Annotated in this window: 12 protein-coding genes and 3 tRNA genes; 5 read left to right on the top strand and 10 right to left on the bottom strand. The window is 30.4% G+C overall.

The genetic code is table 11. The annotated features are described in order from the left end of the window. Positions 1–11: 11 nt before the first annotated feature. Together RHP49_14355 and RHP49_14360 are read right to left on the bottom strand one after the other, a co-directional pair. On the bottom strand, positions 12–761 hold the full coding sequence (locus RHP49_14355) for a C40 family peptidase (GenBank protein ID WNH12066.1): 750 nt from the start codon (positions 759–761) through the stop codon (positions 12–14). Between the two features lie 9 nt (positions 762–770). Next, entirely contained in the window at positions 771–1,949 is a 1,179-nt protein-coding gene (locus RHP49_14360; protein WNH12067.1) for an acetyl-CoA C-acyltransferase, read from the bottom strand. A gap of 190 nt (positions 1,950–2,139) precedes the next feature. Here RHP49_14360 and RHP49_14365 point away from each other — a divergent pair, with 190 nt between their 5' ends. From RHP49_14365 to RHP49_14380, 4 genes are all read left to right on the top strand, one after another. Further along, entirely contained in the window at positions 2,140–4,188 is a 2,049-nt protein-coding gene (locus RHP49_14365) for an HDIG domain-containing protein (GenBank protein WNH12068.1), read from the top strand. Positions 4,189–4,294: 106 nt separating this feature from the next. Continuing rightward, positions 4,295–4,383, top strand: a tRNA-Ser gene (locus tag RHP49_14370). Positions 4,384–4,436: 53 nt separating this feature from the next. Further along, positions 4,437–4,511: transfer RNA gene (locus RHP49_14375), tRNA-Pro, on the top strand. A gap of 29 nt (positions 4,512–4,540) precedes the next feature. Continuing rightward, positions 4,541–4,614: transfer RNA gene (locus RHP49_14380), tRNA-Arg, on the top strand. Positions 4,615–4,648: 34 nt separating this feature from the next. Here the strand turns inward: RHP49_14380 and RHP49_14385 are convergent. The 8 genes from RHP49_14385 to tsaD all read right to left on the bottom strand — a co-directional run bounded on the left by RHP49_14385 (position 4,649) and on the right by tsaD (position 11,074). Further along, positions 4,649–5,830 carry a class I SAM-dependent methyltransferase gene (locus RHP49_14385; GenBank protein WNH12069.1) on the bottom strand — a complete coding sequence of 394 codons (1,182 nt, stop codon included), beginning with the start codon at positions 5,828–5,830 and terminating at the stop codon, positions 4,649–4,651. 6 nt (positions 5,831–5,836) lie between these two features. Next, positions 5,837–6,925, bottom strand: a complete 1,089-nt coding sequence (locus RHP49_14390) for an AI-2E family transporter (protein WNH12070.1) — start codon at positions 6,923–6,925, stop codon at positions 5,837–5,839. A 144-nt stretch (positions 6,926–7,069) separates the two neighbouring features. Further along, positions 7,070–7,570, bottom strand: a complete 501-nt coding sequence (locus tag RHP49_14395; protein WNH12071.1) for a TrmH family RNA methyltransferase — start codon at positions 7,568–7,570, stop codon at positions 7,070–7,072. Positions 7,571–7,609: 39 nt separating this feature from the next. Continuing rightward, a complete protein-coding gene (locus tag RHP49_14400) occupies positions 7,610–7,948 on the bottom strand; it encodes a hypothetical protein (GenBank protein WNH12072.1) in 339 nt (112 codons plus the stop codon). An 8-nt stretch (positions 7,949–7,956) separates the two neighbouring features. Further along, positions 7,957–8,598 (bottom strand): DUF4159 domain-containing protein, encoded by a 642-nt coding sequence (locus RHP49_14405; GenBank protein ID WNH12073.1) that lies wholly within the window; start codon positions 8,596–8,598, stop codon positions 7,957–7,959. 6 nt (positions 8,599–8,604) lie between these two features. Beyond that, on the bottom strand, positions 8,605–9,309 hold the full coding sequence (locus tag RHP49_14410) for a 16S rRNA (uracil(1498)-N(3))-methyltransferase (GenBank protein WNH12074.1): 705 nt from the start codon (positions 9,307–9,309) through the stop codon (positions 8,605–8,607). Beyond that, positions 9,309–9,947, bottom strand: a complete 639-nt coding sequence (locus tag RHP49_14415) for a peptidylprolyl isomerase (protein ID WNH12075.1) — start codon at positions 9,945–9,947, stop codon at positions 9,309–9,311. The genes RHP49_14410 and RHP49_14415 overlap by 1 nt, the downstream gene beginning before the upstream one ends. A 104-nt stretch (positions 9,948–10,051) precedes the next feature. Further along, entirely contained in the window at positions 10,052–11,074 is a 1,023-nt protein-coding gene (tsaD, locus tag RHP49_14420) for a tRNA (adenosine(37)-N6)-threonylcarbamoyltransferase complex transferase subunit TsaD (protein WNH12076.1), read from the bottom strand. A 251-nt stretch (positions 11,075–11,325) separates the two neighbouring features. On the opposite strand from tsaD, the gene RHP49_14425 reads away from it, so the two are divergent. Then, entirely contained in the window at positions 11,326–15,681 is a 4,356-nt protein-coding gene (locus tag RHP49_14425) for a translocation/assembly module TamB domain-containing protein (protein ID WNH12077.1), read from the top strand. Positions 15,682–15,713 lie beyond the last annotated feature (32 nt).

Raw genomic sequence — 15,713 nt, forward strand, 5'->3', positions numbered from 1 at the left:
GCGGCTTTTTTTTATATCACTTTTTTAATAACACGTAATTTATGTGTGTGCATTTTTTTATCTACATTGTATATGCCTGAGTGGTCTAATCTGTCAATTCTAACTTTGCCATGAGCATGTATTATGTAGTTGTCTTTCATGATAATGCCAACATGGGTTATAACACCTTCGTTATTATCAAAAAAAGCTAAATCTCCAGGTTCACTTTCTTCAATAAAACTTAAGGCTTCTCCTTGAGTAGCTTGTTGTGACGCATCACGTAATAGTTTATAGCCATTAAGTTTATATACCATTTGTGTAAAACCAGAACAATCAATTCCGAAAGGCGTTTTCCCACCCCATAAATAAGGCGCGTTTAAATATAAAAAAGCTGATTGTATTATATTTTCTTTTGGCGCTTTTCCTTCAACAATATTACCATCATGTGAATGGTTTAAAATAGATAAAGCATTTAGTGTAGACCCTAATACAATAGGGTGTAATTGCTGGTTAGTGTCTTGTATAAATTCAACTAAATCAATACAAAGTTTCGGAGTTTCTTTATGTAAATATTTGTATTGTTCTTCTGTAGTTTCTAAGTATTGTTTATTATCTATCCAGCCTTCATAAGAATCGAAAGCAAGTCTTATTTTACTCCAATTTTTACGTTGTTCTAAAATTTTAAAAATGTCGCCATATAACACTTGAGATACAAGTTCACTGGTGTCAGTGGCTTCTTTTCTAAGAGGAACAATGCTTAAATTACAAATACCGTACTGCATTAAATAAGCTTAATTACGTTCTATAACAATTGCTGATGCACCACCTCCGCCATTACAAATAGCAGCTGCACCAATTTTACCATTATTCTGATCTAAAACATTTAATAAAGTAATTAAAATTCTAACACCAGAACAACCTAGTGGATGTCCTAATGATACGGCTCCTCCATTAACATTTACATTAGTGTCATTTAAGCCAAGAATTTTCATGTTAGCTAGACCAACCACTGAAAACGCCTCGTTAAATTCAAAAAAATCAACATCTTCTATCTTTATTCCTGCTTTATCTAACGCTTTGGGTAATGCTTTGGAAGGAGCAGTTGTAAACCATTCTGGTTCATGAGCAGCATCCGCATAACTTTTAATAGTGGCTAAAATCTGTAATCCTAACTCATTAGCTTTCTCTTTACTCATTAATATCATGGCACCTGCACCATCATTAATTGTTGAGGCATTAGCAGCGGTTACCGTGCCATCTTTTGTGAAAGCAGGTCGTAATTGCGGAATTTTATCCATCTTCACATTTGTGAACTCTTCATCTTTTGCAACTATAATAGGTTCTCCTCGTCTTTGAGGAACTTCAACAGGTACAACTTCATTATCAAATTTTCCGGCTTCCCATGCTTCAGAAGACCTCGTATATGATTGTATGGCGTAAGCATCTTGGTCTTCGCGAGAAAACTCATATTCATTAGCACATGCATCAGCACAAACTCCCATAGCATTTTGGTCGTAAGCATCAACTAGTCCATCTTTTTGCATGCCATCAATTAAAGTTGTTGGTCCAAATTTAGTGCCTGTTCTCGCATATAAATAATGCGGAATTAAACTCATATTCTCCATACCTCCAGCAACTATAATGTTAGCATCGCCTAAAGCTATGGCTTGAGCTGCTTGCATAACAGCTTTCATGCCGGAAGCACATACTTTATTTATAGTGGTACAAGGAACCGTATTAGGTATTCCTGCATATATAGCTGCTTGTCTTGCTGGCGCTTGTCCTGTACCAGCTTGAACTACATTGCCCATTATTACTTCTTCAACTAATTCTGGTTTTAAATTTATTCTATCAAGCGCTCCTTTTATAGCTACTGCACCTAGTCTTGGAGCTGAAATAGTAGACAAGTTACCCATAAAACTACCAATTGGAGTTCTTGCAGCAGCAACGATAACAACTTCTTTATTCATAATTAAACCAATTCGTTTAGTAAAGCGAAAATAATGATTTTTTAATAGAAATTTGAAAGATTCACCCATTATAAAAAATGGTTGGAGCTTATAATTTTATTACATTTGAAATTAGTATTATGAATAATAGTGTGTAAACATTTGTGATTGAAAACGAGTTTGGTAATACTTAAGAAATAAAAACATGTAGATGAAAGACTTTATAAACAACCTATATAGAAATCATTCTTTAATTTATAAAGGACTTTTGTTTGTGAGTACCACTATTTTAATAGTGTATTTGTTTCCAAAAAGCGGAAAATTCAAGTATAACTTTGAGAAAGGAAAGCCTTGGCAGTCTGAAAATTTATATGCTCCCTTTGATTTTGCGATAAAAAAAACAGCAGAGGAAATTAGTGCTGAAAAAAAGGTTATCACAGATAACTCAGTTTTATATTTTAATGTTGATGAGACTGTTGTAGAAAAGGTTAGGGAGGCGTATAAAAATGAATTTAGAGAAGTATTTCATGATTCCATTTTTAAAAAAGAATTGCCTAAAATATATGATCTAGGTGAGCTTATAATTAATGAATTATATGCTTTTGGCGTTTTAAATGAAAATTATGATGTCTCTGAAGAGAGTTCGGTTGTTATTTTAGATGGTCGAGTTGAAAAACAAAAGACCGTTTTTTCTAATTTAATAAAACAGGATGCTGTTAAAGAAACTATTGATAAACTATTAATTGATAATAATTTAGAAAACTTAAAAACAGATTTTGTTTCTTTATTTTTTGATTTAGTAGAACCTAATTTAATATTTGATAAATCATTCACAGAAAGAGCTTTAAAAGAGGAGCTTGACAAGATTTCTTATGCAAGAGGAAGTATAGAAAAGGGGACTTTAATTGTGTCAAAAGGAGAAGTTGTTGAGGGTGATAAGTTTCAAAAATTAAACTCGCTTAAGTCCGAATACGAATCTCAAGTTTGGAGTAAATCCAATTATATTTGGGTTTTATTTGCTTATACATTATTAGTAGCATTAGCATTATTAATGTTATTGCTTTTTTTAAGAAAATATAGAGTTACCGTATTTGAAAATAATACAAAAGTTACTTTTATATTTTTCAATATATTTTTAATGATATTAATTACAACCTTAGTAATTAATTATAATGCTAAATATATTTATGTAGTGCCTATTTGTATCCTGCCATTAGTTTTTAAAGCCTTTTTCGACGCGAGATTAGGTTTGTTTGCTCATGTCATTACAGTGTTGCTATTAGGTTTTATAGTGCCTAATAGTTATGAGTATATGTTTCTTCAAATTATTGCAGGTATTGTAACAATATTAACGGTTTCAGAGCTTTATAAACGCGCTAATTTGTTTATTTCAGTAGGTCAGATAACTTTGATATATATAGTCGCTTATTTTGCCTTTTTTGTAATTCATGAAGGTACTATTGAAACTATAAAATGGGAGACGTTTATTTGGTTTGTTTTGTGCGGATTGGCAACGTTGTTTGTCCAACCATTAATTTATATTTATGAAAAGCTTTTCGGTTTAGTGTCTGATGTATCACTTTTAGAATTGTCAGATACCAATTCAAAATTACTAAAAGAACTTTCTAATAAAGCACCAGGAACATTTCATCATTCATTAAATGTGGCTAATCTTGCAGAATCGTCAGCAAATGAGATAGGTGCAAATGCGATGTTGGTTAGGGTAGGAGCATTATATCATGATATTGGTAAAATGAAAAATCCAACTTATTTTACAGAGAATCAATCAACAGGTATTAATCCGCATGATGAATTATCTTCAAAAGAAAGCGCAAGAATTATTACAGATCATGTTATTAATGGTATTGAAATAGCTAAAAAGCATAATTTACCCGATAGGGTTATTGATTTTATTAGAACACATCATGGCACAAGTGTCGTTTATTATTTTTACATGAAAGAGAAAAATGATTATGAAGACGTAGATAAACTTGAATTTAGTTACCCTGGACCAAAACCCTTTAGTAAAGAGACCGCTATTTTAATGATGTGTGATAGTATTGAAGCGGCTTCAAAGAGTTTAAAAGAACCAACATCTACTAAAATTGATGCATTTGTAGAAAATATTATAGATAAGCAAATAGAAGAAGGTCAGTTTTTAAATGCTAATATAACATTTAAAGAAATCCAGTCTATAAAAAAAGTTTTAAAGCATAAGTTGGCTAATATCTATCACTTACGTATAGAATATCCAGAATAATAAAAAAAGTCAAAAAAAAGTAAAAAAAATGTTTGTGTCATACAGGAGTAAAAGTTACATTTGCATCCGCATTTAAGACAAAGTGCGTAGTTCATTAAAAATTAACGGAGAGGTGCCTGAGTGGCCGAAAGGAGCGGTTTGCTAAATCGTCGTAGGTGGAAACACTTACCCAGGGTTCGAATCCCTGTCTCTCCGCAAGTTTAAAAGTAGAATTGAATTCCCAATATTATGTTCATTCTATTTCAATTCGGGGTGTAGCGTAGCCCGGTTATCGCGCCGCGTTTGGGACGCGGAGGTCGCAGGTTCGAATCCTGCCACCCCGACACTGTTTTCGTAGAAACATAAAAACTACGGGCTCTTAGCTCAGCTGGATAGAGCACCTCCCTTCTAAGGAGGCGGTCGAAGGTTCGAATCCTTCAGGGCTCACTTAAAGCTTCACAGAAATGTGAGGCTTTTTTGTTTAATATAGTTTTGTGGTAATGATAACAATCTTTTCATTGTCAATATTTGTAGTGAAAAAGATAAAGGAATCTCCACCATCTTTAATATTGAATTTTTTGCGAATTTGCTGAACAGTTTCAGGAAAATTTCTGGTTGTGATATTCGCTTTAGTTATGTTTAGTTTTTTTAACGCTTTTTTGTTGTAGTTTATAATGTTTTCAATTTTAAAAGCTCTGCCGGGGAAATCTATTTCTGTTTTATTGGTATATAAATGAGAGTGTTTATGAAGCTTAAAAACATCTAATTGCTTTGTAATGGAATGAAATCCACCAGCTTTTAAAATAGCGCTATTGGGTTCGTATAAATAAGCAAGCGGTTGGTTATATATAGAATCTATCAATTTTTCGTTTTCTAACGAAAAATTAAAATAGTCATTTTGGTCTTTTTTGATGTTTACCGTTTCAATAGAAATATCTCCTTCAAAACCATCTTCTAAAACCCAAAGTAATTCTTTAACCTCATTATTTATAGCTACTACGTGTATAGTTTTAACATGTGTTAATTCGCTAATACCAACCGATAAATCGAGTAGGGGCGATGTTTTAATTAGAATGTTTTTAGAGTGTTTGAAAAGTATTTCTAAATGTTGTGGCACATTAGGTAAACAATCGTTTAAAAAGAAGACTTTTCCTTTGCTATCATGTCGCCTTGAAGGGTCTATGTAAATCCAATCAAAATTTTGATTAGTACTTTTTAAATAGTCAATACCATCGGCATGAATGGTTTTAATATTATTAGCTTCTAGTTGTTTATAATTATGATTAACAATATTAGAAAGACTTTCATTTATTTCGCAATGTTCAACCGTTTTAAAGCGTTTTGAAAAGAAAAAGCAGTCGACTCCAAAACCACCTGTTAAGTCTATTATTGAATCTCCTTTAATTAAATCGGATTTGTATTTGGCAGAAACTTCAGAGGACGTTTGTTCAATATTTAATTTATTAGGGTAATATATGTTTTTGCAATGAAACCAAGTTGGTAATTTCTTTTCGCAACGTTTTTTCGCTTCAATTTGTTCAATAATAGCTTTGGTTTCAACCGAATAAAAATTCGTGCCTTTTAATAGTACCGATGAAATGTCTGAATTTAAGTTCTTTTTAATAAAGTCCTGTATTTCAGTATTTAAAATTAATGTGTTCAAGTGAAACTATAAGTTTTTGGTAAGTTTTTTAACAATTTTGTTCTCAGATAAAAATTCTTTTAAAATAACTTTTATAGAGGTATAGACAGGTATAGCAAGAATAAGTCCGATAATACCAAATAAAATACCCGTTATTAATATTACTAGAAAAATTTCTAAAGGATGCGATTTTACGCTTTTAGAAAATATGATGGGTTGGCTACCAAAATTATCAACCAGTTGTCCAATCATAAATACAACAAATACCCAGAGTGTTTTTGGTAAAATAACATGACTAAAACTATCGCCAAGGTTACTGGTCATTGTAAGTGTAAGCATTAAAAAGGCTCCAATTAACGGACCAACATAAGGTACCAGATTTAGCAATGCACACAAAAAAGCGATTACAATGGGGTTTTCTACACCAATTATAAGTAAGCCAATGGTGTAAATAATAAAAAGGATGAGTATTTGAAAAATTAAGCCGACAAAATATCTTGATAATAAGTCTTTAATTTTTTCTGAAGAGTTTTTCCAACGAGATTCTTTATTATCGGGTATAAAAGTCATAATACCACTTTCAAAGAGTCTGCTGTCTTTTAAAAAGAAAAAGGATATAAAAAGTACCGAAAACAACCCAATACTAAAGCTTCCAAGTCCACTAATAATCGAGTTTAAAAAGTCTGGAATTAATGAATAATCTATTTTAGCTAAGAGATTCGATTCTTTTAAAGACTGTTCAATATCAATTTGATGAATATTAAAATATTCAATAATTTTAATATATAAATTTTCAATATTACTTTGTAATTCATTAATATTTAACAGCGATAAATTATGACCTTGCTTTACCACTAAAGGAATAAATAAACCTACTAAGCCAAAGAATATACCTAGTAAGATAACCATGGTAACAATTACTGCAATGGTGTTTTTAAATTTCAATCTGCGTTCTAAAAAAAGCACAATGGGTCTGCCAATTAATGATATAACAGCAGCAATAGCAATATAGCCTATAACCGACTGTATTTGATATAAAAAGTAAAGCAATAAGGCAATGCCTAAAATAATACTGACTGCTCTTAAAATACCGTTTGAAATTGATTTAGAATTCATTTAGTAAATATAATAATTTGTCTGTAATGAGGCTAAATAAGTTGTAGGGTCATTTCGAACTGAAGAAAGCCATATAGTATAAAAATTAAATTGGGTTTGTTATGATTGTTGAGGAGCTTCAATCGTTACTTATTTCTGCATGACTTAAAGGAATTGCTTTGTTATTTCATATAAAGCAATGTTGGTAGCTTGAACCACATTCATACTGCTATTTTGTCCAAACATATCAATATGAATTATGGTATCTGAAATGTTTAGAATGCTTTCTGATACACCAAAATTTTCATCACCAATAACTAACGCTATCGGTTTTTCTGTTGAAAACTGAACCGTATGTATAGGTTTGCTTTCACTTGTTATTTCTAAAGAAATGATTTGATAACCCTTAGTTTTTAAATCATTAATAACTTTTGAAGCTGATTCGTTTATTTCATAATTAACCACTTTTTCAGTAGCTCTGGAGGTTTTTGTGATTTTTCGTCCAATAGTTATTTGTTCACCACAAAGAATAAGTTTTTCAATGCCAAAGGCATCGGCAATTCTAAATAAACTACCAATATTGGGAGCATTAGTAACGTTGTCGCAAACTAATGTTATTGGAAATTTACGTTTGTTAAAGTTTGTATTGTAATGTGTGAGTTGCAAGTTAGGTTTATGCGTTTATTTGTTTGTCTCGTAAAATTACTAATCTCTAATCAATACTTTATTAAAATTACTAGCTTTCTTGTTTTCACTCATCCATATAGCAATAGGGACTGTGCCGCTTAAAGTAGTAAGGAATCCTAAATCCCAAAATAAAACCGAAAATAAAATTGCAGCAATAACACCCGCAATTATTATAAAATTATTAGGTTCTGCATGTAATCTATTTATATGTCTTTTAGTATGGTTTCCACAATGTTTACACCTTTCATTTATTTCAATACCAATTTCGCATTTTAAATCATATCTATTATTAGATTTAACTTTAATTGAATTTGTTTTTTTACAAGATTGAGAACTACAATAATAATAAAGCGTCATAATTATTTTTAATTTTCAAAAACATACTTAATAATGTTAGCTCCCATATTTAAAGCTTTTTCTCTAACATTTTCAGGGTCGTTATGCACTTCGGAATCTTCCCATCCATCACCTAAATCACTTTCAAAAGTAAATAGTAAAACAAGTCTGTTTTCATTGAAAACTCCAAAAGCTTGTGGGCGCTTGCCATCGTGTTCATGAATTTTAGGTAAGCCATTCGGGAATTTATATACTATGTTGAAAATGGCGTGATTTGCTGGTAATTCTACTAAATCTTTATTTGGAAATACTTTTTTTAGTTCTTTGGTGATATAAGGCTTTAAACCATAATTATCATCAATATGTAAAAATCCACCCGAAATCAGGTAATTACGAAGGTTTTCGGCATCAGTTTCACTAAAAAAAACATTACCATGGCCAGTCATGTGAATAAACGGAAATTGAAAAATATCGCTACTTCCTGTTTCGACGGTTTCAGGTTTTGTACTTATTTTAGTATCAATATTTTCATTGCAAAACCTAATTAAATTTTTTAAAGATGTTGGGTTTGCGTACCAATCGCCACCACCTTGATATTTTAATAGGGCTATTTCTTGAGAAAAACCACCAATAGATATAAGTGAAAAAATAAAAATAAAAAATAACTTCATATAAAATTATTCGTTTATAAATGCAGCGCTATGGCACGCTACAATAGCAGCCGTTTCTGTGCGTAATCTAGTGTCTCCCAAAGTTACAGGAATAAAGTTGTTTTTGAGTGCTAATTCTATTTCTTTAACAGAAAAATCACCTTCTGGTCCAATCAAAATAGTGATATCTGTTTTAGGTTTTAGTTCGTTTTTTAACGATTTTCTATGGGTTTCTTCACAATGCGCAATAAATAAATCGCCATTAAAATCCTGTTTTATAAAGTCTTTAAAAGCAATAGCGTCATTAAGTTTTGGCATGTAACAGCTTAAAGATTGCTTTGTTGCCGATTGCAAGATTTTTTCAAAACGTTCTGTTTTGATTATTTTACGTTCGCTATGATCGCAAATAATAGGCGTGATGCTATCAATGCCAATTTCGGTAGCTTTTTCTAAAAACCATTCGTAGCGGTCGTTCATTTTTGTGGGTGCTACGGCAAGGTGTAAATTATAATCTCGTTTAGGTTGTAATGATTTAGAAACAATGGTAACCATGCATTTTTTTATATCTGGAACAGTTACTTCGGCATTAAATAACCACCCTTTTCCATTTGTAATATGCAAGGTGTCTCCAATGGTTTTACGTAACACTTTTACAATATGTCTGCTTTCTTCTTTATCAAAAGTAAATTGAGAAGTGCTTTCGGTTATGTTTGGATTGTAAAAAAGTTGCATTAATTTACCTGTTCTATGATTTTTAAAACTTCAATTTCAGAAATTTCTTTTGGTTCGTATGTTTTTAAAATGACGTAATACCATTTTTTAGATGGAATATCTATCGTAAAAATATCATGTATTTCATGGGAGTCTTTTATTATACTATTTTCAAAGTCAGGGTGCATATCTCCTTTTAAAAACCACCCAGAATCACCGCCTTTATTAGCGTTGTCATCCATTGAGTATTGTTTTGCTAAGAAATCAAAAGAGGCTCCATTTTTAAATTTATTAATAATTAAGTTTCTTAAATTAGTGATTTTTTCAAGTTTGTATTTGGTGCCATCTAAATAAATATAAGACACTCTATAATAGATTTTTTTTGTTTTATCGGCTATTTTATAATAGGTTTTTTCAAATTCATTTTCACTTATTTTTGTGCCACCAACATGCATTTTAAAAAGTTCTTTTGTTAGTCGTGTTTTATGTTTTTCTTCATTAAAAGTAATTAATTTATTCTTTTTAGAATTTTTAGTTTCTAAATAGCTTTTAATTTGTTCTGGAGTTTCAATGGTTTCTAATTCTTTTTCTGTGGTATTTTGAGCTTTTAAAATGGCTGAGCAGCTAATAAATAATAAAATAAGTAATTGTTTAAACATAAAGTAGGTTTTGAATTTGGTTTTAAATTTAATGGGATTACGGTAATATGCAGATATTAGAAAAATAAGTTTTAAGAAACGGGTGTTTATAACTTCGTTTGATGTTAAATTTTTAACCTAGCAGAAGCCATCACATCTTGCTCAGCAAAATCATTTTCTAAATATTTTAAATAACCAACAATGGCAATCATAGCAGCATTATCGGTAGTGAATTCAAATTTAGGAACATAGGTGGTCCATCCAAATTTTTGTTCGCCATCTTTCAATGCTTGTCTAATACCTGAATTTGCAGAAACACCACCACCAATTGCAATATGATTAATACCTGTTTGTTTTGAAGCTAGTTTTAGTTTATCTATTAAAATCCCAATAATTGTATACTGTATAGACGCACAAATATCATTCAGGTGGTCTTCAATAAAATTAGGATTTGCTTTTACTTCACGTTGAATAAAATAAAGAATAGCCGTTTTTAATCCAGAAAAGCTAAAGTTTAAACCATCTACTTTAGGTTTCGTAAATTGAAAAGCTTTTGGGTTTCCTAATTTGGCACGTCTATCAATTTCGGGACCTGCAGGGTAACCTAAGCCTAAAATTTTTCCACTTTTATCGAAAGCTTCACCAACGGCATCATCAATGGTTTCGCCAATGACTTCCATATTAAAATAGCTTACAACTTTCACAATTTGTGTGTGACCTCCAGAAATAGTCATCGCTAAAAAAGGAAATGGAGGTTTTTCAAAACCTTCTTCATCTATAAAATGGGCTAAAATATGCCCTTGCATGTGGTTTACATCTATTAACGGAATGTTTAATCCGTAAGCCAGTGATTTTGCAAAAGATGTTCCAACCAATAAAGATCCCATTAAACCTGGACCTCGTGTAAATGCAATGGCATGTAACTCTTCTTTAGTAATATTTGCTTTTTTAAGTGCTTGGTGTACTACAGGAACAATGTTTTGTTGATGCGCCCTAGAAGCTAATTCTGGTACAACACCACCAAACTCTTCATGTATTTTTTGATTAGCTACAACATTGCTTAAAATTTTACCGTTGTGTATTACAGAAGCGGCTGTGTCGTCGCATGACGACTCAATTCCTAGTATATAAATATTTTGTGAACCCATTAATGAAAATTAGGCATAATAATTGTTAATTTTGAAAACGAAAGAACATCTATTAATGCTCTTTATCTGTAATTACAAAACTACTCATTTATTTTTGTAATGAAATATAAATAGTTTAAGTAGTTTGCCTTAGATAAAAGTTTTTAAAATATGCAATTACTAAGGAAACCTAGTTTATTCTTAATAAAATTATAACTTTAGAAAGTATCAAAAAAATCTTAAAAATAGCATCAAAAATAGTAGGCATTTTATTGCTGCTTTTCATCATTTTGGTGTTGGTGCTTTCTATTCCTTTTGTTCAAACAAGTTTGGGGAATTATGCTACTAAGCGTCTTAACGATGAGTTTAAAACCAATATAAATATCGATAAAGTGAGCTTGCAATTTAACGGCGATGTAGAACTTAAAAATATTTATATAGAAGATTATAAGCAGGATACACTTATAAATATAGCCGAATTAAATACATCGATAATAAATGTTTCTAATTTAATAAATGGCAAATTAACTTTTGGTGATATTGATATTATAGATTTAGTTTTTAATATAAAAACCTATAAAGACTCAAGAGAAACTAATTTAGATGTTTTTGTTAATCGATTTGAAGATGATAATCCTAGAACAGGAAAGAGTAGTTTTCTGCTATCATCTAGCGATGTCTCTATTTATAATGGAATATTTAGGCTTTTAGATGAAAATAGAGAAACAACCAAGCTATTAGAATTTAAAAATTTAAATATTAATGCTACCAATTTTTTAATTAATGGTAGCGATGTAAGTACGCGAATAAATACGTTAGCTTTTAAAGATAGTAGAGGGTTGGTTATGAAAAATTTAATGACTAATTTTTCATATACACCTTCAGGTATGACGTTTGATAATCTGGAAATAAAAACGCCAAAGTCAGTTTTAAAAGGTGATTTAAGCTTTTTTTATAAGCGAGAAGATTTACAGTTTTTTACAGATAAGGTTATAGTTGCAGCTAATTTTAAAGACTCTAGTGTTCAATTAGATGAATTGAATACGTTTTATAATGAGTTTGGAATCAACCAAAAAGCAAATTTTAGTGCTAATCTATCAGGAGCTTTAAATGATTTGCGAGTAAATAGTTTAAAGTTAAATACAAGTAGAAATACAAAGGTTTACGGTAATATTAATTTTAAAAATTTATTTAACAAAGAAGAAAATAATTTTTATATGAATGGCGATTTTAATAATCTAACCTCTACATATAAAGATTTAACAGCGTTGTTGCCAAATGTTTTAGGTGAAGCGATACCTACATCATTTGATAGGTTAGGACGGTTTACTATTAAAGGGAATTCGCAAGTAACATCATCAAAAGTTATTGCAGATATTGAAATTGATACCGATTTAGGTTTTGTTATTTCCAATCTAGAAATAGATAAAATAAATGATATAGATAATGCCAAGTATGAGGGTAAAGTTATATTTGAAAAGTTTGATTTTGGTACCTTTTTAAATGCTCCAGATGTAGGGCTTGCATCTTTAAATTTTGATGTGAAAGGAAACGGCTTTTTAACAGAGAATATTAATACTCAGGTTAAAGGCGATGTGTTTGAAATAGAGTTTAATAATTATAATTACAAGCGTATTAAAGTTGCAGGAAATGTGCGTAACAACATATTTGATGGCAATTTAACTACAAATGATACAAATTTAAAGTTGAATTTTAATGGCTTGGTAGATTTTTCAGAACAAGTAAATAAATATGATTTTGAAGCCCAAGTTGATTATGCCAATTTAAATGTACTAAACTTTGTTAAAAAAGATAGTATTTCTGTTTTAAAGAGTATTGTTAAAATGAATATGAATGCCAGCAGCTATGATGATGCTTATGGTAAAATTTCATTCAGAAAAACATCTTATAAAAATGAAAATGATACATACTACTTCAATGAATTTGATATTTCTTCAAGGTTTAGTGAAGGTTTAAGGTTTATAGAAATTAATTCTCCAGACATTATAGAAGGCGATTTAAAAGGACGATTTCGTTTTAAAGATTTAAAGAAACTTTTTGAAAATTCATTAGGGCATATTTATACAAATTATGTACCTCACGAGGTTGAAACTAATCAAAGTTTCGATTTTAATTTCAAAATATATAATAAAATTATTGAAGTTATTTACCCAGAAATTCAATTAGGGAAAAATACATTTATCCGTGGTAGAGTAGAGAGCGATGAGACAAAGTTTAGACTTACATTTAAATCTCCAGAAATTAAGTTAGCAAACAATTTTGCTAATAATATAGAACTCCAAGTAGATAATAGTAATCCGCTTTTTAACACCTATGTAGAAATAGATAGTTTAAATACTAAATATTATGATGTTTCCAAGTTTAATTTAATAAATGTAACCGTAAATGACACCTTATTTATAAGGACTGAGTTTAATGGGGGTAAACTTAATAATGATAGTTTTAATTTGAGTTTTTATCATACCATTAATGAAGATAATGAATCTGTAATAGGTTTTAAAAAATCGGATGTTACAATAAAAGATAATAAGTGGTATATTAATGAAGATAAAGATAGATTTAATAAGGTATCTTTCGATAAAGCATTAACCTCATTCAAAATAGATGGTTTTAAAGTAAATCATAACAACGAAGAAATTAAGCTTTCTGGGTTTATAAAGGATTCCACTCAAAAGGATTTAAAACTTAATTTTAAAAATGTAGATCTTGCTAAAATAACGCCAGATATAGATAGTTTATCCTTAGCAGGAAATGTTAATGGTAAATTAAATATATTACAGCAAAACGGAAGTTATTTACCTAATTCTACTATTGTTATTAACGATTTGGAAGTGAATAATTTCCCGTTAGGTTCGTTTGATGCTACAATAACTGGTAATAAAACACTAACTAATTATAATGTAAATGCTAATATAAAAAACGATGCTTTAAAATCCTTTACGGCCAAAGGAGATATTAGTATTATTGGTAAGCAAGCGAATATTGATGTCGATTTAGAATTTAACGAGTTTAATTTATATCCATTAAACCCTTTGTTAGAGGATGTGTTATCAAATATTAGGGGTGTTATTACAGGGGAAGTTAACGTAATAGGGAGTCTTAAGCGTCCAGAAATGAACGGAGATCTTATTTTGAATAAATCGGGACTAGGAATCCCGTATTTAAATGTAGATTATGATTTTGCAGATAACGCCTCAGTAACACTTAAAAATCAAAGTTTTATATTTAATAAAATACAATTAACAGATACTAAGTATAAATCTAAGGGAGAATTAAAAGGGGCATTAAGTCATATAAACTTTTCTAATTGGAGTTTAGGATTAGATTTAAATACACCAAGACTATTGGTTTTAGATACTAAAGAAGCAGAAGACGCCTTATATTATGGGACTGGTTTTATTGGTGGTAGAGCTAGTATTTTTGGACCCACAGATCAATTAGTAATCAGTGTCGCAGGAGAGACAAAAGCAGGTACAGTTTTTAAAATACCTTTAAATGATGCAGAATCTTTTGGAGATAATACGTTTATTAACTTTCTTACCAAGGAGCAGAAAGAAGCTAGAGAAAATGGGACTGATTTTGTAATAAATGAAATAAGAGGTTTAGAATTAGATTTTGATTTAGACGTAACAGAAGATGCCGAAGTAGAAATTATTATAGACAAAAGTACAGGACATTCTTTAAAAGGTCGTGGTGTTGGAGGATTGTTAGTAGAAATAAACACGAATGGAAAATTTAATATGTGGGGCGATTTTTCTGTTTTTGAAGGCGTTTATAATTTTGCCTATGGCGGATTGGTTCAAAAGGAATTTATAGTACAACCAGGTGGTACAATTGCTTGGGAAGGAGATCCGTTAAAGGCACAAATAGATATGTTAGCTATTTTAAAAGAACAAACGAATCCATCACCATTATTAGATAACCCAATAAACAGAAGTATTTCTGTAGAATTAAATATAGCTTTAACAGGCGATTTAGAACAGCCTAACCCTGAGTTTAGTTTTGAGTTTCCTAATGTGAATTCAACCATAAAATCAGAGCTTCAATATCGCCTTGAGTCACCTGATGACAGACAAAACCAAGCACTTTATTTATTATCTACGGGGTCTTTTTCAAGAGGATTAAATGAATTAAATTTTTCTGGTACCATTGCAGATAGACTTAATGGTATCATAAATGGGATTTTTACAAATGGTGATGGGAAATTTAATGTTGGTATTAACTATGAAGCCGGACAAAACAGACCCGATTATCAAACAGATGATAGGGTTGGTGTAACCTTGCAAACCCGAATAAGTGACCGTGTAATTATAAATGGAAAAGTAGGTGTGCCTGTAAGTGGTGCCAGTGAAACAGTTGTTGCTGGTGATGTTGAAATAGATTTCTTATTAAATGAAGAAGGAACATTAACTGCAAAAGTTTTTAATAGAGAAAATAGCATAAGAAATTTTGGTGAGGCTATAGGGTATACGCAAGGTGTTGGACTTTCATATAATGTAGATTTCGATACTTTTAAAGAATTACTTCAAAGGTTTTTTAAAAAATCTAAAAAAAGAAGTCATTATTCAAGAAAAAAATACAGAAGAAAACGAAAGTGCCTTACCTGAATTTATAACTTTAAAAACAACATCAGAAAAAT

Source organism: Flavobacteriaceae bacterium HL-DH10, assembly GCA_031826515.1.
GTDB classification, from domain to species: Bacteria; Bacteroidota; Bacteroidia; order Flavobacteriales; family Flavobacteriaceae; genus Thalassobellus; species Thalassobellus suaedae.

Coding starts and splice junctions, on each gene's coding strand:
- RHP49_14365 (WNH12068.1), top strand. CDS start 2,140: ATGAAAGACTTTATAAACAACCTATATAGAAATCATTCTTTAATTTAT.
- RHP49_14405 (WNH12073.1), bottom strand. CDS start 8,598: ATGAAGTTATTTTTTATTTTTATTTTTTCACTTATATCTATTGGTGGT.
- RHP49_14360 (WNH12067.1), bottom strand. CDS start 1,949: ATGAATAAAGAAGTTGTTATCGTTGCTGCTGCAAGAACTCCAATTGGT.
- RHP49_14415 (WNH12075.1), bottom strand. CDS start 9,947: ATGTTTAAACAATTACTTATTTTATTATTTATTAGCTGCTCAGCCATT.
- RHP49_14390 (WNH12070.1), bottom strand. CDS start 6,925: ATGAATTCTAAATCAATTTCAAACGGTATTTTAAGAGCAGTCAGTATT.
- tsaD (WNH12076.1), bottom strand. CDS start 11,074: ATGGGTTCACAAAATATTTATATACTAGGAATTGAGTCGTCATGCGAC.
- RHP49_14400 (WNH12072.1), bottom strand. CDS start 7,948: ATGACGCTTTATTATTATTGTAGTTCTCAATCTTGTAAAAAAACAAAT.
- RHP49_14355 (WNH12066.1), bottom strand. CDS start 761: ATGCAGTACGGTATTTGTAATTTAAGCATTGTTCCTCTTAGAAAAGAA.
- RHP49_14410 (WNH12074.1), bottom strand. CDS start 9,309: ATGCAACTTTTTTACAATCCAAACATAACCGAAAGCACTTCTCAATTT.